Source organism: Mesorhizobium sp. P2_C7 (assembly GCF_056404515.1).
On record NZ_JBFUDW010000004.1, the window covers coordinates 399,148 to 418,134 of the forward strand.

General features: G+C 65.2%; 17 protein-coding genes. 5 read left to right on the forward strand and 12 right to left on the reverse strand.

What is annotated here, in order from left to right:
* Positions 1 to 6: 6 nt before the first annotated feature.
* Positions 7 to 1,446, reverse strand: coding sequence for an FAD-binding oxidoreductase (locus AC1D2G_RS11785; RefSeq protein WP_477414071.1), 1,440 nt, complete (start codon positions 1,444 to 1,446; stop codon positions 7 to 9).
* 161 nt (positions 1,447 to 1,607) lie between these two features.
* Here AC1D2G_RS11785 and gloA point away from each other — a divergent pair, with 161 nt between their 5' ends.
* On the forward strand, positions 1,608 to 2,021 hold the full coding sequence (gloA, locus tag AC1D2G_RS11790) for a lactoylglutathione lyase (RefSeq protein ID WP_095080570.1): 414 nt from the start codon (positions 1,608 to 1,610) through the stop codon (positions 2,019 to 2,021).
* Between the two features lie 83 nt (positions 2,022 to 2,104).
* Here the strand turns inward: gloA and AC1D2G_RS11795 are convergent, their stop codons facing one another.
* The 4 genes from AC1D2G_RS11795 to AC1D2G_RS11810 all read right to left on the reverse strand — a co-directional run bounded on the left by AC1D2G_RS11795 (position 2,105) and on the right by AC1D2G_RS11810 (position 6,955).
* Positions 2,105 to 3,073 carry an ABC transporter permease gene (locus AC1D2G_RS11795; RefSeq protein WP_477414073.1) on the reverse strand — a complete coding sequence of 323 codons (969 nt, stop codon included), beginning with the start codon at positions 3,071 to 3,073 and terminating at the stop codon, positions 2,105 to 2,107.
* Positions 3,074 to 3,226: 153 nt separating this feature from the next.
* Positions 3,227 to 4,729 (reverse strand): sugar ABC transporter ATP-binding protein, encoded by a 1,503-nt coding sequence (locus AC1D2G_RS11800; RefSeq protein ID WP_477226407.1) that lies wholly within the window; start codon positions 4,727 to 4,729, stop codon positions 3,227 to 3,229.
* A gap of 5 nt (positions 4,730 to 4,734) precedes the next feature.
* A complete protein-coding gene (locus tag AC1D2G_RS11805) occupies positions 4,735 to 5,718 on the reverse strand; it encodes an ABC transporter permease (protein WP_477414075.1) in 984 nt (327 codons plus the stop codon).
* A gap of 154 nt (positions 5,719 to 5,872) precedes the next feature.
* The gene (locus tag AC1D2G_RS11810) at positions 5,873 to 6,955 is read right to left on the reverse strand and encodes a sugar ABC transporter substrate-binding protein (RefSeq protein WP_477414077.1); all 1,083 of its coding nucleotides are present in this window, start codon (positions 6,953 to 6,955) and stop codon (positions 5,873 to 5,875) included.
* A 211-nt stretch (positions 6,956 to 7,166) separates the two neighbouring features.
* Between AC1D2G_RS11810 and AC1D2G_RS11815 the strand changes: the two genes are divergently transcribed.
* A complete protein-coding gene (locus tag AC1D2G_RS11815; RefSeq protein WP_477414079.1) occupies positions 7,167 to 8,762 on the forward strand; it encodes a GMC family oxidoreductase in 1,596 nt (531 codons plus the stop codon).
* A 5-nt stretch (positions 8,763 to 8,767) separates the two neighbouring features.
* Here AC1D2G_RS11815 and AC1D2G_RS11820 read toward each other — a convergent pair whose 3' ends face one another.
* The gene (locus tag AC1D2G_RS11820; protein ID WP_477414081.1) at positions 8,768 to 9,598 is read right to left on the reverse strand and encodes an NAD-dependent epimerase/dehydratase family protein; all 831 of its coding nucleotides are present in this window, start codon (positions 9,596 to 9,598) and stop codon (positions 8,768 to 8,770) included.
* A gap of 158 nt (positions 9,599 to 9,756) precedes the next feature.
* Here AC1D2G_RS11820 and AC1D2G_RS11825 point away from each other — a divergent pair, with 158 nt between their 5' ends.
* Positions 9,757 to 10,488, forward strand: coding sequence for a FadR/GntR family transcriptional regulator (locus AC1D2G_RS11825; RefSeq protein WP_095080558.1), 732 nt, complete (start codon positions 9,757 to 9,759; stop codon positions 10,486 to 10,488).
* Between the two features lie 33 nt (positions 10,489 to 10,521).
* On the opposite strand, the gene kdgD is transcribed toward AC1D2G_RS11825, so the two are convergent.
* The 4 genes from kdgD to AC1D2G_RS11845 form a co-directional block, all read right to left on the reverse strand.
* On the reverse strand, positions 10,522 to 11,454 hold the full coding sequence (gene kdgD, locus AC1D2G_RS11830; RefSeq protein WP_477414083.1) for a 5-dehydro-4-deoxyglucarate dehydratase: 933 nt from the start codon (positions 11,452 to 11,454) through the stop codon (positions 10,522 to 10,524).
* Between the two features lie 85 nt (positions 11,455 to 11,539).
* Positions 11,540 to 12,367, reverse strand: coding sequence for an ATP-binding cassette domain-containing protein (locus AC1D2G_RS11835; protein WP_477414085.1), 828 nt, complete (start codon positions 12,365 to 12,367; stop codon positions 11,540 to 11,542).
* The gene (locus AC1D2G_RS11840) at positions 12,364 to 13,437 is read right to left on the reverse strand and encodes an ABC transporter permease (protein ID WP_477414087.1); all 1,074 of its coding nucleotides are present in this window, start codon (positions 13,435 to 13,437) and stop codon (positions 12,364 to 12,366) included. The genes AC1D2G_RS11835 and AC1D2G_RS11840 overlap by 4 nt, the downstream gene beginning before the upstream one ends.
* A gap of 131 nt (positions 13,438 to 13,568) precedes the next feature.
* Positions 13,569 to 14,660, reverse strand: a complete 1,092-nt coding sequence (locus AC1D2G_RS11845) for a substrate-binding domain-containing protein (RefSeq protein ID WP_477414088.1) — start codon at positions 14,658 to 14,660, stop codon at positions 13,569 to 13,571.
* Positions 14,661 to 14,844: 184 nt separating this feature from the next.
* On the opposite strand from AC1D2G_RS11845, the gene AC1D2G_RS11850 reads away from it, so the two are divergent.
* Complete coding sequence (locus AC1D2G_RS11850) at positions 14,845 to 15,873, forward strand: aldo/keto reductase (protein WP_477414090.1); 1,029 nt, start codon at positions 14,845 to 14,847, stop codon at positions 15,871 to 15,873.
* 68 nt (positions 15,874 to 15,941) lie between these two features.
* Here AC1D2G_RS11850 and AC1D2G_RS11855 read toward each other — a convergent pair whose 3' ends face one another.
* Complete coding sequence (locus tag AC1D2G_RS11855) at positions 15,942 to 16,097, reverse strand: YjiS-like domain-containing protein (RefSeq protein WP_477414092.1); 156 nt, start codon at positions 16,095 to 16,097, stop codon at positions 15,942 to 15,944.
* A 236-nt stretch (positions 16,098 to 16,333) separates the two neighbouring features.
* On the opposite strand from AC1D2G_RS11855, the gene AC1D2G_RS11860 reads away from it, so the two are divergent.
* Positions 16,334 to 17,203, forward strand: a complete 870-nt coding sequence (locus AC1D2G_RS11860) for a LysR family transcriptional regulator (protein ID WP_477414094.1) — start codon at positions 16,334 to 16,336, stop codon at positions 17,201 to 17,203.
* 41 nt (positions 17,204 to 17,244) lie between these two features.
* Here the strand turns inward: AC1D2G_RS11860 and AC1D2G_RS11865 are convergent, their stop codons facing one another.
* Positions 17,245 to 18,879, reverse strand: coding sequence for a tetratricopeptide repeat protein (locus AC1D2G_RS11865; RefSeq protein WP_477414096.1), 1,635 nt, complete (start codon positions 18,877 to 18,879; stop codon positions 17,245 to 17,247).
* Positions 18,880 to 18,987: the final 108 nt, after the last annotated feature.

Here is an 18,987-nt window from a genome sequence, read left to right on the forward strand (position 1 = left end):
GCTCACCTATAGACCATGATTGGCCTTGCTTGCCAGAATGCGGCCATTGCTCAGGATATGGCGCGGATCGAAGGCTTGCTTGATGCCGGCCGCCAGATCAAGTGTGACCGGATCGATCCGCTCGAGGAACGCCTTCTGCTTGACCCGGCCGATGCCGTGTTCGGCGCTGATCGAGCCGCCATAGCGGTCGACGACGGCAAAGATCTCGGCTTCCGCCTCTTCGAACAGTTGCTCCACCGCTTGCGTATCCATGCCTTCCGGCGGCACGACGTTCAAATGGATGTTGCCGTCGCCGACATGGCCGTAGGTGACGGCGAGCGCGTCGGGCCGGGCGCGCTGCAATTCGAAGAGCGCATCGGTGACGAAATCGGCGAGTTTGGAGATCGGCACCGACACGTCGGTGCGCAGATAGCGGCCGCCCCTGCCCTGCCGCTCGACCATGATCTCGCGATAGAGCCATAGCCGCTCGGCCTGCGCCCGGGTCGATGCGACGATGCCGTCCTCGACGATGTCGGCGACGCCGCCGAGAAAACCCATGAGCATGGCGGACAGGTCGATAAGCCCGCCGGAGGAAACCTCGATCAACACATAGGCCGGATAGGCTTTTGCCAGCGGATCGGCAAAATCCGCGCCCTCGCGCATGGTGATCTCGATGCCCTGGCGCAGGATCAGTTCGAAGGCGGTGAGCAGATCGCTGCAGTCGCGCCGCGCCCGCGCATAGAGCGCCATGGCGTCCTCGACCGAGCGCAGGCCGACCAGCGCCGTCTCGATCTGCGTCGGCTTGGGAAACAGCTTCAGCGCGGCGGCGGTGACGATGCCGAGCGTGCCTTCCGAGCCGATGAAGATCTGCTTGAGGTCATAGCCGCGATTGTCCTTGCGCAGCACCTTCAGCCCGTTCCAGATCCGGCCATCGGCCAGCACCACTTCGAGGCCGAGCACCAGGTCGCGCGTCATGCCATAGCGCAGTACGTTGAAGCCGCCGGCATTGGTGGCGACGTTGCCGCCGATGCGGCAGCTCCCCTGCGCCCCGAAGGTGATCGGCAGCAGGCAGTCGCACTCTGCGGCGGCGCGCTTGGCATCCTCGAGGATGCAGCCGGCCTCGACCACCATGGCGAAGTCGATCGGGCTGATCGAACGGATCCGGTTCATGCGCTCCAGCGAGATGACGATCTCGCCGCCATCCGCCGCCACCGCAGCACCGACGAGGCCGGTCAGGCCACCTTGCGGCACGACCGGGATTCGCTCCGCATGGCAGTGCCGCATCAGCGCCGACATCTCCTCGACCGAGGCCGGACGGGCAACCGCCAGCGGGCGGCCGAAATGATCGCCCGACCAGTCGCGGCTGTAGCGCGCCAGGTCTTCGTCGCTGGTCAGCAAGCCGCCATCCGGCAGCACGCCGGCCAGGGCCGATAGCAGCGATGCGGAAATGGGCGGCACGACATTCATGACCTGGCTCTGGACCCTCTGGGAAAACGACTAGACAACCACCTTGCTTGTCGTGTTATCATACAACCCTGATTTAGAACATCAAGCGAAGCCATGCTCCCGCCAGCTGTTTGATGCGGACGGTCAGACCAGCCAATCACCCGACACGGAGGACTTTCCCAATGAGCGACGCCCCGGGCTTTCGCTATATGCACACCATGATCAGGGTGCTCGACCTCGACAAGTCGATCGCCTTCTACACAGAGGTCCTCGGCATGACCTTGCTGCGCCGGGAGGACTATCCCGGCGGCAAGTTCACCAACGCCTTTGTCGGCTATGGGCCGGAGGACAAGGAAGCCGTCGTCGAGCTGACGCTGAACTGGGGGCGCGAAGAGCCCTACGAGATCGGCACCGGCTTCGGCCACCTGGCGCTCGGCGTCAACGACATCTACGCCGTCTGCGCCGAACTGGAAAAGCGCGGCGCCAAGATTCCGCGCAAGCCCGGGCCGATGCAGCACGGCACCACCCACATTGCTTTCGTCGAGGACCCGGACGGCTACAAGATCGAGCTGATCGGCCTCGACACCATGCAATGACCTGAGCCGGCGGGGCCGCATCGCGCCTTTGATGCGACCCCGTCCGGTCCGCGCTTGCTTGGGAGGCGGTGCGGATGGATCTGTCACTTGATGACCGCGATCTTGCTGCGGTCGATGGTGATGGCGACGGCGGCGATGAGCACCGCGCCGAACACCATGTTTTCCAGGAAGATGTTGACGCCGACGAAGGTCATGCCGATGCGCACGATCGAGATGATCAGCGCCCCGACCGCCGTGCGCGCGACGCCGCCCAGCCCGCCGGTGATGGCGGTGCCGCCGACGATGACGGCGGCAATGGCCGGCAGCAGCAGCTGGTTGGCAAGGACCGGCGAGCCGCTCGACAGCCTGGCTGCCAGCACGACGCCGGCGATTGCGGCCAGCATGCCGGAGGCGGCGAAGGCGATGATCTTGGTGCGGTCGACATTGATGCCCGCCGCCCAGGCGGCCGGCTCGCCAGCGCCGACGGCGATCGCCTGGCGGCCAAAGCGCGTGTAGCGCAGCGCCAGAAAACTGGCGATGCCGATGACCGCCGAAATCAGCACCACCACCGGCAGGCCGGCGACCGTGGCGTTGATCCAGGCGGTGTTTTCGCGGCCGCCTTCCTCGATGGTGATGGCGCGGCCGTCGGACACCCACAGCGCGAAGCCGGTGACCACGCCGCCGGTGGCGAGCGTCGCCACGAAGGAGGGGACGCGCAGCTTGACGTGGACGATGCCGCTCAAGGTACCGAAGGCGAGCCCGGACAGGATCGCCACCGGAAAGGCGGCCAGCCCAAGCGAAGGCAGCAGCTGCGCCAGGATGACGCTGGCCAGCGAGGCGACCGCCTGGATCGACAGGTCGATGCCGCCGAGCAGGATGGCGAAGGTGACGCCGGTCGCCAGGATGAACAGCACGGCGGTGTTGGCAAACAGAAGCGCCACGGTCTCGCCGGTGAGAAAGCCGGGCGCGGCGATCTCGATGATCAAAAGCAGGGCGACAAGCAGGACCAGAGGAATGGCGCCCTGCGTCCACTTGCTTTCGAAGATGCGCCGCAGCGAAAAAGCTTCATTCATCGGCCTGCCTCAGAGACTGTTTCGAAACTCGCTCTGGCGAGTCATATGATGGTGGTTTCGAGAACCGGAGCGCAGCGGACGTTGGTCCGTGAGCACCGGAAGCGCAGAAAACGCCTTCAGATGGCCGCCAGAGCAGAGTTTCCAAGCGGTCTCTCATACCATCGCCCGCAACAGTTCCACCTGGTTCGGCTTGTTGCCCGGGCTGGCGTCGAAACGCGCGGTGATCTCGCCGTCGCGCATCACCAGCACCTGGTGCGACAGGCCGATGGTTTCTTCCAGCGTGTCGGAAATCAAGAGGATCGCGACGCCTTGCGCGGAGAGATCGCGGACCAGTTCGTAGACCTCCTCCTTGGCGCCGACATCGAGGCCCCGCGTCGGATGGTCGAGCACGAGGATGCGCGAGCCCGCCGTCATCCAGCGCGCCAGCACCACCTTCTGCTGGTTGCCGCCGCTGAGCTTGCGGCAGGCGGCATCGGGGCCCGGCGCCTTGATGCGCAACCGCTTGATCCAGTCGGCGGCGAGCCGCCGCTCCTTGCCATAGTCGATCGCACCATGGCGCATGACGCTCGACAGGTCGGCCAGCGAAATGTTCTCGGCGATCGACAGGAACATCACCAGCCCCTCGAGCCTGCGCTCGCGCGGCACATAGCCGATACCCCTGCGCACCGCAGGCTCGGGTGAAGCGAAACGCACCGCGTCGCCGGCGATTTTCATTTCTCCGGCATCGTGCTGGAGGAAGCCGCCTATGGTGCGCGTCACCTCCTCGCGGCCGGAGCCGACGACGCCAGCAATGCCGACGATCTCACCGGCCCTGATCTTGAGGTCGACGCCGTGATAGGCGCCGTTTGCCCCCAAGCCCTTTGCCTCGACCATGACCGTCTCGCGCGGCGCCTGCTGGCGGGCCTCACGGTAATATTCCGCCTGCAGCCCGCGCCCGACCATGATCTCGTGCAGCTCCGGCGCGGTGACATCGGCCGCGCGATGCTCGGCGACGACCGCACCGTCCTTCATCGTGTAGACGCGGTCGGAGATCGCAAGCACCTCGTCGAGACGGTGCGAGACGAAGACGAAGCTGGCGCGGGATTTGAGCGAGCGCACGCGGGCGAACAGCACATCGATATCGGCGGCGTTGAGCACCGAGGTCGGCTCGTCGAGCAGGATGAGCAGCTGCCGCTCGACCACTTCCTCGAGCGTCAGCGCCTTGGCCAGCTCGACCATCTGGCGCGCGGCGAAGGTGAGCTCGGAGGTGCGCGCGGTGACGTCGATGTCGATGCCGATCTTGGCCAGTTGCCGGCGCGCCGCCGCGTTCATGGCGCGCCAGTTGACGATGCCGAAGCGGGTGAAGCGGTCTTCCTCGCCGAGATATATGTTTTCGGCGACCGTCAGATTGAGCACCAGCGATTGTTCCTGGAACACCATGCCGATGCCATGCCGTGCCGCGTCGCGCGGGCTGCGCATGCGCAGCTGCTCGCCGTCGAGGGTGAGGCTGCCGCCGTCCGGCCGGTAGCTGCCAGCCAGCACGCGCATCAGCGTCGACTTGCCGGCACCGTTCTCGCCGATCAGCCCGACCACTTCGTTCGGCCGGACCTCGATCGAAACGTCGCGCAGAGCCTGGACGCCAGGAAAATTCTTGATGATGCCGGAAGCGCTCAGCATGGCGGTCACTTGACTATCCTGAGGCGGACGCGGTCGAGCGACAGCGCCACCGCGGCGATGATCATCAGGCCCTGCACCGTCTGCTGGATGTAGGGCGAAATGCCGAGCAGGATCATGCCGTTGGCGAGCACGGTGACGATCAGCACGCCGATCAGCGTGTTGACGACGCCGCCTTCGCCGCCGGTCAAGGCCGTGCCGCCGACGACGACGGCGGTGACCGCGGCAAACAGCCGGCCGTCGCCGATGACGGCATGCGACTGGCCGAGCTGTGCCGCGGCAAGCACGCCGGCAATGCCGAAGAAGAAACCGGCCAGCGCGAAGGCGGTGATGCGCACGCGCACCACGTTGACGCCGGAGAGCTTGGCGACGTCCTCGTCACCGCCGATGGCCAGGATGTGGCGTCCGAGCTTGGTGTGATACTGGATGACGGCGGCGAGCAGGAACGCCCCGGTGGCGACCCACACCGCCAGCGGCAGGCCGAGGAACCGGGCCAATGCCAGCTCGCGGATCGAGGCATCGTTGAGACGGATCGCCGAGCCGCCGAGCATATAGACCGACAGGCCAAGGCCGATGAACCACATGCCGAGCGTGGCCATGAAGGACGGGATGCGCAGCATGGTCTGGACGAGGCCGCTGGCGAAACCCATGGCGGTGCCGGCGACGATGGCGGCCAGTACCGCCCACCAGCCATGGTCGTTGCCGTTGCTGTCATTGGCGGCGAGCAGCACCACCACCATCGCCGAGACCGACAGCGTGCCCTCGACCGAGAGGTCGATGCTGCCCATCAGGATGATGAAGGTCAGCCCCATCGCCAACGTCAGCGGCACGGCGGCGGAGTTGGCGAGGCGCACCAGGTTGCGCAGCTCGATGAAATTCGGATTGGCAATGGCGATCAGCAGGCAGAGCACGACCAGCACTGCCAGCGGCCCCAGGCTGCGCCAGCGCCTGCCGCCGAACATGGTGGCGATGCGGCCGGGGAGAAATGTCATAAGCGTCGTCCGCTCGATGTCCGAAACGGACTTCAGGGGTTCTGTATGGATTGTCAAGAAACCGCTTCCCGTCTGCTGATGACCATCGCCGGTGCGATGCACGACGACTATAAAGGGGAGCGGGCCGCCAGGGAGCAGCAGCCCGCCCCGGTGGTCAGGTCCGGATGGCTCCGGTCACCCGACCCCAAAGATCGTTCCAGTCGATCTCCGGCTTGGCGTCGACATTGGTCTTGTAATATTCCTCGACATTGTCGTGCGAAATCAGCACCGCCTTGCCGTAGAATTCGCGGTGTTCCGGCGGCTCCTTGACCGGGTCGAACTTGCCGATCTTGGCGTTGTAGCCGATGGCCAGACCCATGCCGCCCTGCCAGAACGGATCCGAGGTGACGGTGCAGGCGAACTCGCCGGTGCGCACCGCGTCGACCGCCGTCTTGATGCCGTCGACACCGACGATCGGCACCTTGCCGGCAAGGTTCTCGGCGCGCAGTGCCTCGAGCGCGCCGGAGCCCATGTCGTCATTGGCGGCCCAGATGCCCTTGATGTCGTCGCCGAAGCGGGTGAGCAAATTGCCCATCAGGTCGAAGGCTTCGGTCGATTTCCAGTTGGCGACCTGGAAGTCGAGCAGCTTGATGTCGGGATTGGCGGCGAGCGCGGCGTCGAGGCCCTTCTTGCGCTCGATCGCCGCCGTGGTCGAGATCAGGCCGCCGAGGGCGACGATGCCGCCCTTGCCGCCGATGGTCTTGAACAGGATCTCGGCGATGGTCTTGCCGCTTGCAATGCCGTCGAACTCGATGTGGGAAACATAGTTCGGGTTGAAGTCCTTGGGATGCAAATCCGCCGGCTTGTTCCATTGCGTCACGACATAGGCGCCGGCCTTGGCGCAGGCCTCGACGATCGGGCGGGCATCAGGCGTGTCGTTGGGATCGGAATTGAGCACCATGTTGCCGCCGGTCTTGGCCAGCATGGCCTTGATGTCGGCGATGCCTTTCTCGCTGTTGCCTTCCGAAACCAGCGTGACGTGTTCGAGCCCGGCCCATTTGGCGTAGGCCTCAGCGCCGGTCTTCCACACCGCGTGGTAGGGGTTGGACAACGAGCGGATCGACGTCACCAAAGTCGGCTTTTCCTGCGCGCGCAAAACCTTTGGCATGGCGAACGCCGCCATGCCGGCGGTGGCGCCCATCATCAGCGTCCGGCGGCTGACCGCGCCGGAAAGCGTGAAACCTGTCCTGTCCTTCATGTATCGAACCTCCCGATTGAATTCTGTTTCCCGCCCGGCGGCTTGCGCGGGGAGCGCGGCCGGGCCTCCGATCGACGGGTTGCCAAGCTCCTCACTTGTACGACAACCCTTCAACACGGCAACCATACCCTTTCTCTTGACGCGGCACAAGGGACTTGAGATCGTCGCGCACACGAGGGGGCGCCGATTGTGCCCACATGAGGGAGCGAGAATGCCGGATTACATCATCGTCGGCGGCGGCTCGGCCGGTTGCATTCTGGCTGCCAGGCTGAGCGAGGATCCCGACCTGTCCGTCGTCCTGCTGGAGGCCGGGCCGCGGGACACCGATCGCTACATCCATCTGCCGGTCGGCTTCTTCAAGATGACGGCCGGGCCGCTGATCTGGGGCTATGACACGGCGCCCGGCAAGGCGATCGAGGGCCGCACCATGGTCTATCCGCAGGCGCGCGTGCTCGGTGGCGGTTCCTCGATCAACGCCCAGGTGTTCACCCGCGGTTGCCCGCAGGATTACGACGGATGGGCGGTCGACGATGGCTGCAGCGGCTGGAGCTACGCCGACTTGCTGCCCTATTTCCGGCGCTCCGAGGGCAACGACACCTTCGCCGGTCCGCAGCACGGCACAGATGGCCCGCTCGGGGTTTCGAGCGGCGCGCCGCATCCGCTGACGCGGGTCTTCGTCAAGGCGGCGCAGCAGGCGGGTCTTCCCTTCAGGGCCGATTTCAATGCCGGCCAGCAGGAAGGCACCGGATTCTACCAGACGACGACGCGTCAGGGGAAACGCAGCAGCACGGCGGTCGCCTATCTCAGGCCGGCGCTCGGCCGCAAGAACCTGACGCTGCGCACCGACGCCACGGTCAGCCGCATCGTTGTCGAGAACGGCCGCGCCATCGGCGTCGAGATCGTCGCCAATGGCAGTACCGAATTGTTGCGCGCCGGGCGCGAGGTGATCGTCACCGCCGGCGCCATCGGCTCGCCCAAACTTCTGATGCTGTCCGGCATCGGCCCGGCCGAGCATCTCAGCACGCACGGCATCGAGGTGATCCACGACCTCGCCGGCGTCGGCCAGAACCTTCACGATCACATGGATGTCGATGTCGTCGCCGAACTCAACGGGCCACACGGCATCGACCGCTACAAGAAGAAGCGCTGGCAGGCGGTCGCCGGCCTCGAATACGCGCTGTTCGGCAAGGGACCGGTGGCCTCGAACATCGTCGAAGCCGGCGGCTTCTGGTGGGGCGACCGTGCGGAGAAGACGCCTGACATCCAGTTTCATTTCCTGCCTGGCGCCGGCGTCGAGGAAGGCATCGGCTCGGTGCCCGGCGGCAATGGCTGCACGCTGAATTCCTACCACGTTCGCCCCCGCTCGCGCGGCAGCGTCACGCTGAGGTCAGCGGATCCGCGCGATCCGCCAATCATCGATCCCAACCCTTTTGCCGAACGCTACGACCTGGAGCGCGCCGTCGACGGCATCGAGATCAGCCGCGAGATCCTGTCCCAGCCGGCCTTCGCCAAATATATCAGCCGGGAGCATCTTCCGGGTGCGGCAACCAATGGACGCGCGGCGCTGGAAGCCTTCGCCCGCGAACATGGCCGCAGCGCCTACCATCCGGTCGGCTCCTGCCGGATGGGCGGCGATGCGCAAAGCGTCGTCGATCCCGAGCTTCGCGTGCGCGGGCTTCAGGGCCTGCGCGTCTGCGACAGCTCGGTGATGCCAAGCATCGTGTCGTCAAACACCAACGCCGCAGTGATCATGATCGCCGAAAAGGCCGCCGACATGATCGCCGGGCGAGCCCGGTTGCCGGCGTAAGCAGCTCACTCGTCCGGGAACATCGAACGCGGCGGGAAGTCGGCGCGGCTGTAGTCGACGACGATGAACTTGCCGCCCTGGTATCGCTCCACGACCGGGTTGTCCGTCACCTTGCCACGCACGCGCTCGGCCTGGCTGTCGGAACTGTCCAGCGGCGTCCAGCCGATCTTTTGCCTGGCATCATGCCGCCAGAAACCGCGGCTGTTGTTGGACTGTCCCCAGACCACCGAGCAGCCGACATGCTCGGCCCCGGCGCAGCGCTCGATCAGGCTGACGAAATCGCCGTGGGATATCCAGGTCGACAGGATGCGTTCGTCGGGAACTTCCGGCAACACCGAGCCGATGCGGATCAGCACACTTTCGACCGCATGCTTGTCCCAGTAAAGCCGCGCCAGCATTTCGCCATAGGCCTTCGACAGGCCGTAATAACCATCCGGGCGCAACAAGCAGTCCTGGTCGAGAATCTCGGTCCGCTCATAGAGGCCCACCGCATGCACGGAGGAAGGAAAAACCACGCGTGCCTTCTGGCTGCGCGCCGCCTCGTAGATGTGGTAGCTGCCGCGCAGGTTGGGGCCGAGCACGGTCTCGAAGGACTGCTCGGTGGATATGCCGCCGAAATGCAGGATCAGCCCGCAGCCTTGGGCAAGATCGTTCACCGCCTGCTGGTCCTCGAGATCGACACGATCGAAACTTGCGTTTTGCGGCAGCGGGATTGGCAAGGGCGCGACATCGGTCAGCCGCAAGGTCCAGCCCAGTTCTGCCAGCCTGACCGAAAGCAGGCGTCCAATCGTGCCGGATGCCCCGGTCAGCAGCACTGGTTTGTCGGAGAGAGCCAATCCCTGTCCTTTCATGATAGGGAAATCGGGAGAGATGTTCGTGCCGGCTCGGCAAGGCGAACGGCTGTTGGGCGGTTCAAGCGCCCCAGCAATGTCATCATATCACCATATAAATAATCGGTTGCCAAGAACAGCGGTTCGTTTATTGCTTGGTGGCGATGAAACGTTCCTTTGGCCTTCCCCCTCAGATCAGCCGTACGGCGCAGGTGGCCGACTGGTTTGCGCGCGAAATACGCGCCGGTCATCTGACCAGTGGCGAGAAACTGCCGACCGAGCAGGAACTGATCGCGCAATTCGGAGTGAGCCGTACGGTGATACGCGAGGCGATGGCCTCGCTGCGCTCGGAAGGGCTGGTCGTCAGCCGCCAGGGTTCGGGCGTGTTCGTCGCCGACCACGAGGCCAACACCACATTTCGCATCGTCTCCGACGAACTTCGTTCGCTGACGGAAGTCCAGAACGTGTTGCAGCTGCGGCTCGCCGTGGAACTCGAAGCCGCCGGCATCGCCGCCGAGAAGCGCAGCGACGACGACCTTGCCCGCATGCGCGATTGCCTTGTCGCCATCGACGCGTCGATCGCTGCCGGCGACAGCGCCATCGAACCGGATTTTGCCTTCCACCGGGCGATCGCCTCGGCCACCGGCAATCCCTATTTCGAGCGCTTCATGCATTTTCTGGGACCCGTCATCATTCCGCGCCAGTCGATCCGCCCGCGGACTGAGACGCCGGAGCAGCGGCGGCTTTATCTCGAGCAGGTCCAGACGGAGCACCGCCGCATCTATCAAGCCATCGAGCGGCACAATGTCGAGGCCGCCCGCTTCACCTTGCGCGAGCATCTGGAGGCGGGCCGCGAGCGCTATCGCCGCATGGTCGACGGTTCGGTCAGCTCGTAGCACGGCCACACGCCTGACCTTCATTCCGTGATCTCACGCCAGCTCTCCAACCGGCATGCGGCAGGACTGCATGAGCGCCGCGAGCTGCCGTTCTTCATCCACTGTGAGGTCAAGCAGCGGCGACCGGACCGGTCCACAGTCGATCCCGGCAATGCGCGCGCCGGCTTTGACGATCGAGACGGCATAGCCGGCGCGCCGGTTGCGGATGGCGAGATAGGGCAGGAAGAAGCTGCGGATGAGCTCGCCGACCTCGGCCATGCGGCCGGCGCGCAAGGCGTTGAAGAAACGCAGCGCCATCTCGGGAGCGAAATTATAGATCGCCGACGAATAGGTCGTCATGCCTATTGCCGCGGCCGCACTGGCATGGACTTCGGCCGTCGGCATGCCGCCGATGAAGATCAGGCGGTCGTCCATCCGGTAGCGCAAGGCGGTGAGAAGCTCGATATCGCCAACGCCGTCCTTGAGCCCGATCAGGTTCGGGCAATCCTGCGCCAACCGGTCGAGGGTCTCGGGCGTCAGCACCGCATTGTCCCTGTTGTAGGCGATCACGCCGATACCGACCGAGCGGCAGATGGCGGTCAGATGCCGGCGTAGGCCTTCCTGCTCGGACTTGACCAGATAGGGCGGCAGCACCAGCAGGCCGTCGGCGCCGTTGGCCTCGGCTGCCTTGGCAAACTCGACCGCCATATGCGTGCCGTAGCCGACGCCCGCCAGCAGCGGCAGGTGGTCGGGAACCTCATCCGATGCCGCCCGCACGACACGCTTGTATTCCTCGAGCGTCAGCGAGAAGAACTCCCCCGTGCCGCCGGCGGCGAAAAGCCCGCTCGCTCCGGCAGCGCCCTGCTGCGCGACATGGGCGCGATAGCCCGCTTCGTTGAAGGCGCCGGCATCGTCGAAAAAGGTCAGCGGAAAGGACAGCAGCCCGCGGCCAAGGGATTTGGTCAGCTCGGTCGGTGAGAACGTCAAAACGAGTACTCCGTGTGTGGGGTCGACAAATCGGCTTGGACGGTTTGGCCGGCAGGAATTTTGGCAGCCGTGGCGTTGGGTGGGTTCATACGATGCCGGGCCGGACTTCGGCCGCGGCGGCGTCGATCGCCTTGCGGCCGAGGCCCGACTTAACGATGCGGATCAATTCCTCCTCGCTGGTGTCGGCGGTGGAGGCGTCCAGCGCGACCTCGCCCGAATGCAGGAAGTTGATGCGGTCGCAGACTTCGAAGATCTGGTTGTAGTTGTGGACGATCAGGATCACCGAGACCTGCCGCTGCTGGCGCAGGTTCTGGATCAGGCCCAGGACATGCGCGCTCTCGCGCACGCCGAGTGCCGCCAGCGGCTCGTCCAGCACCAGGATCCTGGGCGACGAATAGATCGAGCGGGCAACCGCGATGCACTGGCGCTGTCCGCCCGAAAGGAGGTCGACGGTGCTGTTGACGCTGGGAAACGAGATGCCCAGCGTGTCCAGGTAGATCTGCGCCTGTTCGCGCATCTTCCTGTTGTCGAGCAGGTTCAGCCCCAGGATGCGCTTGTGGTATTCGCGGCCGAGGAACATGTTGTGGAAGACGCTGAGGTCGCCGATCAGCGCAAGGTCCTGGTAGACGGTTTCGATGCCCTGGGCGCGTGCGTCGCGCGGCGAGGCGAAACGCACTTCCTTGCCTTGCGAGACGATCGTGCCGGTGTCGGGCTGGTGAAATCCTGACAGGATCTTGATCAACGTCGACTTGCCCGCGCCATTGTCGCCGACCAGGGCCAGGACCTCGCCCCGGCGCAGCTTGATCGAGACGTCGACCAACGCTGTGACGGCGCCGAAACTCTTGGAGATGTTGGACATTTCCAGGACGACTGGCGCATCGGGCGCGAGCGGCGGAATGGTCTGCGTGTTCATAGGCGCCTCCGTGTGCGCAGCCGGTCGACCTGGATGCTCAGGATCATCGCCGCGATGATGGCGGCGCCCAGATAGATGTCGGAAACGGTGGCCTGGGCACCGATCATCACCAGGCCGTTGTTGAGCGAAGCGACCACGAACGCGCCGATCAGCGCGCCGATGACGGTGCCGGAGCCACCCAGCAGCGAGGTGCCGCCGATGACCGCGGCCGCGATCGCCTGCAAGGTGAGGAAGGGGCTGCCGGCCTGCGGGTCGGCTGAGGTAAACTGGGCGGTGTTGATGATGCCGGCGAAGGCCGCGCAGCCGCCGGCGATCATGAAATTATAGATCTTCATGCGGTCGGTGCGCACACCGATTTCACGCGCGCCGATGATGTTGCTGCCGGTCGCAATCGTGTGCAGGCCAAAGGTGGTGCGGTTCAGCGCCAGTGCCAGCGCCAGCACGATCAGCACCGCCCACAGGAAGGGCGTGAAGGCGGTCACGCCATGCCAGGAGAGGAGCGCATCCGACGGCTGGTAGAGGCTCTGCCCGAAGATCGCGTTGAACGGCTGCTCGACCGGCGCCACGATCGGCTGGCTGTTGTAGATCGAGACGACGATGCCTTGCAGGAAGAACAGCATGCCGACCGTGGTGATCAGCGACGGCACGCGGAAACGCACCGTGATGATGCCGTTGATGGCGCCGACCAGCACGCCGATCAAGACGCCGACAACGGCGCCGACGGCCAGCGGCACGCCCCAGGTGACTGACATCAGCGCCATGACATAGGGCGCGATCGAGAAGATGGCGCTCAGCGAAAGGTCGATCTCGCCGGTGATCATCAGCATGACTTCGGCAGCGGCGATCAAGCCGAGCCGGCCGGTGTCGCGCAGCACGACGCTCATGAATTGTGGCGACAGGAATCCGCCATCGCTGCCGACCTGGAAATAGACCACAAGCACGATGGCGACGACGGCGATGCTGGCCTCGCGATAACGGGAAAGCAGGATGAGCAGCCTCTCCGTCGTCGTCTGCGGAACCTTGACGCCAACGGCGCCCTTCCCGGCTTTTGCGGTTGCGATTGGCGGCACTCTTGTCTTCCTGATTTCGAATTCTGGGCGGGGATCGGCGACGGGCAAGCCGGCGGCAGTCAGCGGCGCCCTCGCCACGTCATCGGACAATGACGTGGCGAGGGCAGGAGTTTTCGCTTGGCTGAACTGCGTCAGGTCGGCTCGACGTCGCTGCGGCCCTCGAAGCGAGACTTGCCGACATAGGCGTCGACGTTGTCCTTGGTCACATAGGCCTGGCTGGTATCGCTGTTGGCCGGACCGACGAGACCGCCCGACAGCTTGTAGAGATACATCTGCTGGACCGGCAGGAAGCCCTGAAGATAGGCCTGCTGGTCGGTGGTGAAGTTGACGTCGCCGGACTTGATGAAGTCCAGCGTCTGCGGGAAGAGGTCGAAGCCGGCCACGGCGCCGCCGGCTTTCACCAGGCCATATTTGTTGGAGATGAAACCGCAGGCGTACGTATCGGAACCGCCGGTGCCGAACATACCCTTCACGTCCTTGTGGCTGAGATAGTAGCTCTCGACGCGCGAGATTTCGGTTGCCGGATCAGGCCCGGTGTTGACGACATCGTAAGTGACGCCGCTGCCGCTGTCCTTGATCGCCTGGATGTAGCCATCGAGGCGCGGCTGTGTGTTGAGCGAGCCGGGCACGCCGATCGACAGCATGACGTGGCCGCCCTTGGGGATCAGCTTCAGCCACTTCAGCGCCGAGTTGTAGCCGGACTGATAGAGCGGCTGGCCGACATAGGACAGCCGCTTGTTGGGGCTGCCGACCGGCACGTCGGCGTTGAAGGCGACGACCGGAATGCCGGCCTGGGCGGCCATGTCGGTGGCGGCGTCGAAGGCGGTCGGATCGACCAGGCAGACGGCGATGCCGTCCGATTTCTGCGCAATCGCGGTCTGCATGGCGCTGACCATCTCGGAGACGACGTTCTTCTGCGAACCCGTCCACTGGTAGCTGCAGCCAAAGGCGGCACAGGCGTCCTGGATGCCATAGACGGTCGGGGTGAAGAACTGGTCGAGCGTCACATGGCAGACGAAGTGGAACTTGTAGGGCTTCTTCGGCAGGCCAGCCGATGAATCCGCTGCCTTGGCGGCGCTGACACCGCCGGCAAGTCCGGCACCCGCCAATCCGCTGGCCAGGCCGGCGGCACCGAGGCCGAGTTTGCCGGCCAGCGCAAAGGCACTGCGCCGGCTGATGGCGGCATTGACCGTCTCCATCTGATTTTTCGTTTCGTCGTCCACTTTGTTCCTCCCTCTTCGTTTTGCGGGCTTGCCCACATTTGTCGTCTGGTTACATTGTTATATGACAACTTTTGTGTCAATGCTTTTTCGACACCGGATTCACGACCGGCCTTTCGCGGCCCGAGCGTGGTGCGGGAAGCCGCTTGGCCGGCACGAAGAACAGCAGCGATCACAGGAAGAGAAAATGGCTGAAATCGAATTCAGGGCTGTCGCGAAGAACGACCTGAAGGTGACGACGATCGGACTCGGCGGCACCGGGCTGGGCAATATGTATCGCGCCGTCGACACCGACGCCGCGGTCCAGACGGTGCACGCGGCCTATGACAATGGCATCCGCTATTTCGACACAGCACCCGTCTATGGCTTTGGCGTCAGCGAGACCCGGCTTGGGCTGGCGGTCAGATCCTTACCCCGCGCGGACATCGTCATCTCGTCGAAGATCGGCTACGACCTCGTGCCGATCCCGCCCGAGGAGCTTCAGCCGGCGCTGTGGGACCAGCCCGGTTCATTCCGCGCCGAGTTCGACTATTCGCGCGACGCCGTGATGCGTTCGCTCGAAGGAACGCTGAAGCGCCTCGACACCGACTATGTCGACATGGTCTCGATCCATGATCCGGACGAAGCCATTCATTTCGACCCCGGCGAGGATCCCTATGCCAGGAGCCGTTTCAGGGAAGCGATGGACGGCGCCTATCCAGCGCTCGACGAATTGCGTTCGCAAGGCGTCATCAAGGCGGTCGGCGTCGGCATCAACCAATGGCAGATGCTGTCCGACTTCGTCGTGGCGGGTGCGTTCGACTATTTCCTGCTCGCCGGCCGCTACACCTTGCTCGAGCAGGAGCCGCTGGCGACCTTGCTGCCGCTGTGCGAGCAACGCGGCACCAGGATCATCATCGGCGGGCCCTACAATTCCGGCATCCTGGCCACCGGCGCCGTCAAGGGCGCAACCTTCAACACCAGGCCGGCGCCTGAGCCGGTGCTCGAGCGCGTCCGCCGCATCGAGGCGATCTGCATGAGTCACAAGGTGTCGCTGCCGGCGGCCGCGCTTCAGTTCCCGCTCGGCCATCCCCTCGTATCAAGCGTCATTCCAGGCGCGCGATCAGCCGACGAGCTGAAACAGAATCTGGCCTACCTGCGCGAGGACATTCCGCCGGCTTTGTGGGCCGATCTCAAGCAGGCCCGGCTGATCGAAGCCGGCGCACCGGTACCTTGAGCGTTCAGCACGGCATCGATCTCGGCCATCACCGCGGCTCCATCATCTGCATGCCCCCCTCCACGATCTCAAAGACGCTGGCTGGCTTGGCGGGCGCGCTTGCGGATCTCCTGACGGGAAATGCCGGCATCCGCCAGCGTGCTGTCCGACACATGCCTCAAGCGCGCAAGCGTCTGGCGATAGGCCCGCCAGCGGGCGAAACGGCGTCGAAGGTGATCCAGCATGATCGTCTCCTTTTGGCGCGCGGATGGCCAGCGCGCATGGTTGGTCGAAAGCGCAAAGCATCCGTGCCAAGCGCATGCGCGATCGAAGGGGTTGCACTGGCTTGCTGGCCAGCCGAGGTGCTTGGGCACGGTCCCGCCAGGCAGGATTGTCCAACGCCTCCAAGGCCTGCATGCTTGCGTATGATGCCCGCTTCGCGCTACAGCCAGGGTCGCAAGGAGTTTTTCATTTCTGCAAAATGGATATCGGCTGGGACGATCTAAGGTTGTTTCTCGACGTTGCGCGGCTGGGTGGCCTCAGCGCGGCGACAAGAACCACGCGGCTCAGCGCAGCCACGCTTGGACGACGCGTCACCGCGCTCGAAAAGCAGATCGGCGAACCGCTGTTCGTGCGCCAGCAGACCGGCTACCGGCTGACCCCGGTCGGCGAAGAACTGCTGCGGCGCGCCGAGGACGTCGAGGCGGCAATGCAGTCGCTGACCCGCTGGCGGGAGGGAAGCCTGCCCGACCGCATCGTCCGCGTCTCGGCTGGGCCTTGGACCTCGGCCTTCGTCTCCGCCCATATCGGCGAGATCTGGACGGTCGATGACGGCATCAGGGTGGAACTCGTCACCACCACCGACCGGGTCGATATCGGACGCCGTGCCGCCGACATCGGCATCCGAAGCGAGCGCCCGACCGAACAGTGGCTGGCCGGCCGTCTAAGCGGCAAGGTCGCCCACGCCATTTATTCCGGACGCCACCTGATCAACGGCATCGCCGCCGGGCTGTTCGTCGGCGTCACCGGCGAAGGGGCAAACATTGCTTCGGCGCGCTGGCTGCAAGCCCATCATGGCGACCGCATCGCGGTGCGCGGCAACAACACCCATTCGGTGCGCGAACTGGTGGCCGCCGGCGCCGGCCTTTCGGTCTTCCCGTGCTTCGTCGGTGACAGCGATCCGCGGCTGGTTCGCGTCGCCCACCCTATCCCCGAACTCGAAACAGACCAGTGGATCGTCACCCATCACGAGGAGCGTCACGCCCCGCCGGTGCGAAAGGTCGCCGACCGGATCGCCACCTTGATGCGGGCGCACCAGCCACTGTTTCGCGGCGAGACGCCGATCCGGTAAGCGCGTCGTGTGGCAAACCTGTAGCGACCGCCACACCAGCCTCAAGTCGAGGCGAACTCGGCGAGTTCGTCGACGGCTTCCTGAACACCTTGTGCAGCCGCTCGCTCGAACCACACACGACCGGCTGCCGGGTCGTGGTCCCCGGCAAGGCCATTGGAAAGATAGCGCCCGAGCATGAGTTGGGCCTGGCCGTGTCCCCGCTCGGCGGCGGCCGTGAACCATTTCTGCGCTGCCGCCGGGTCGAGTGACAGGCCCTGGCCGCTCCCGTACAGGGCGCCGATCGCAAACATCGCCCCGACGTGGTCGGCGGCGGCTGCCCGCTTGAACAACTGCGCCGCAGCCACGGGCAAGGATGCGCCGCCGCGCCCATTGAGGAGCATTTCGGCAAGCGCCACCTGCGCGTCGACCATGCCGGCGTTGGCCGCCCGCTCAAACCAGAGGCGGGCCTGTTTCTGGTCGGCGGCCACGCCGCGCCCATCCTGTAGCATGCGCGCATACGCATATTGCGCCTCGGCCACGCCTTCGGCCGCGCGCCTCACCCATAGCGCCGCCTGCTCCTCGTCCTTTCGCACGCCGACGCCCTGGGCAAAGCAGAGCCCGAGGTTGAAGGCTGCAACCAGATCGCCCGACGAGGCGGTCGCCTCGAACCATCCGGCAATACTGGCGCGGTCGCGGTCGTCAGGCTCGCCTGCCCCTTCGAGGACCAGATTGGCAAAGTCGACCTGCGCTTCCTGATTTCCCGCATTTGCGGACGTGCGCAGCCAGCGCGCTCCCTCCTCGACGTCCTGGGCGACACCGTTTCCCGAGAGATAGAGCGATGCCAAGGCGCGGGCGGCGGCCTGATGGCCTGCATCGGCCGCGCGTCGATACCACGTCGCGGCCTCCGCATAGTCCGGCTGCGAACTCTTCACATACCGATCGCCGAGACGGTAGGCTGCCTCGATATTTCCCGCCAATGCGGCGCGCCGCAGCCACGCCTCGCCGGCCGCGATATCCTGACCCGCAAGGCCACCGTCGATGAGCCCCAATCCCAACCGGAACTGGGCCGAGGGAAGGCCTTTCTCGGCAGCGAGCTGATACAGTCGCGCCGCTGCCGCTCGATCGACCGGCACGCCACGCCCATGCTCGGTCAGCACCCCAAGGAGGTAGATTGCGGTGGGCAGGCCCGCGTCGGCAGCGCGTCGAACCTCGGCGGCAATCTTGTCCGCCTGCCCAGGTTGCCTGCGCCGGGCGAGCGAAAGAGCAAGGCCCAGGCATCCCTCGGGGCAGCCGGCGGCCGCGGACTTCTCATACCAGCCATGCGCCGCATCGAGGTCGCGCATCGCTTCGGGGCCTCTGCTGAGGATATAGCCGAGGATTGCCTGCCCGGTCGCGGAGCCGGCTTCGGCTGCTTTTTTCGCGAGACCGAGCGCCGGCGCGAATTCCGGCTGCCGCGAGGAATCCCGCTCGAACAGGCTTTCCGATCCGATGCGATTGCCGTCGGGCTCCTGTGTCGCCAGTCCAGCCACGTAAAGCGCGGCGAGAAGCGACTGCGCATCGGGGCTGCCGTGATCGGCCGCCCGCCGCAGCCAGCGCGCGCCTTCCGACCGGCTCGGCGGCACACCCAAACCTTCGAGATAGCAACGAGCGACCCGGTATTCGGCCTCGGTGATGCCGGCGCGCGCGGCAATTGCCATCAGCGGAAAGGCTTCTGAAGGCTTGCCGCTGTCGGAAAGCTTTATCGCCCGGCGCAACACCAGCGCCGGCGGGGCAAGGGCAGTCAGCCGGTCAAGGATTGCCATCGA

Excerpts from the sequence above, each read along its gene's own strand:
- AC1D2G_RS11785 (WP_477414071.1), bottom strand. The coding sequence starts at position 1,446 with ATGAATGTCGTGCCGCCCATTTCCGCATCGCTGCTATCGGCCCTGGCC.
- gloA (WP_095080570.1), top strand. The coding sequence starts at position 1,608 with ATGAGCGACGCCCCGGGCTTTCGCTATATGCACACCATGATCAGGGTG.
- AC1D2G_RS11795 (WP_477414073.1), bottom strand. The coding sequence starts at position 3,073 with ATGAATGAAGCTTTTTCGCTGCGGCGCATCTTCGAAAGCAAGTGGACG.
- AC1D2G_RS11800 (WP_477226407.1), bottom strand. The coding sequence starts at position 4,729 with ATGCTGAGCGCTTCCGGCATCATCAAGAATTTTCCTGGCGTCCAGGCT.
- AC1D2G_RS11805 (WP_477414075.1), bottom strand. The coding sequence starts at position 5,718 with ATGACATTTCTCCCCGGCCGCATCGCCACCATGTTCGGCGGCAGGCGC.
- AC1D2G_RS11810 (WP_477414077.1), bottom strand. The coding sequence starts at position 6,955 with ATGAAGGACAGGACAGGTTTCACGCTTTCCGGCGCGGTCAGCCGCCGG.
- AC1D2G_RS11815 (WP_477414079.1), top strand. The coding sequence starts at position 7,167 with ATGCCGGATTACATCATCGTCGGCGGCGGCTCGGCCGGTTGCATTCTG.
- AC1D2G_RS11825 (WP_095080558.1), top strand. The coding sequence starts at position 9,757 with ATGAAACGTTCCTTTGGCCTTCCCCCTCAGATCAGCCGTACGGCGCAG.
- AC1D2G_RS11835 (WP_477414085.1), bottom strand. The coding sequence starts at position 12,367 with ATGAACACGCAGACCATTCCGCCGCTCGCGCCCGATGCGCCAGTCGTC.
- AC1D2G_RS11850 (WP_477414090.1), top strand. The coding sequence starts at position 14,845 with ATGGCTGAAATCGAATTCAGGGCTGTCGCGAAGAACGACCTGAAGGTG.
- AC1D2G_RS11855 (WP_477414092.1), bottom strand. The coding sequence starts at position 16,097 with ATGCTGGATCACCTTCGACGCCGTTTCGCCCGCTGGCGGGCCTATCGC.
- AC1D2G_RS11860 (WP_477414094.1), top strand. The coding sequence starts at position 16,334 with ATGGATATCGGCTGGGACGATCTAAGGTTGTTTCTCGACGTTGCGCGG.
- AC1D2G_RS11865 (WP_477414096.1), bottom strand. The coding sequence starts at position 18,879 with ATGGCAATTGCCGCGCGCGCCGGCATCACCGAGGCCGAATACCGGGTC.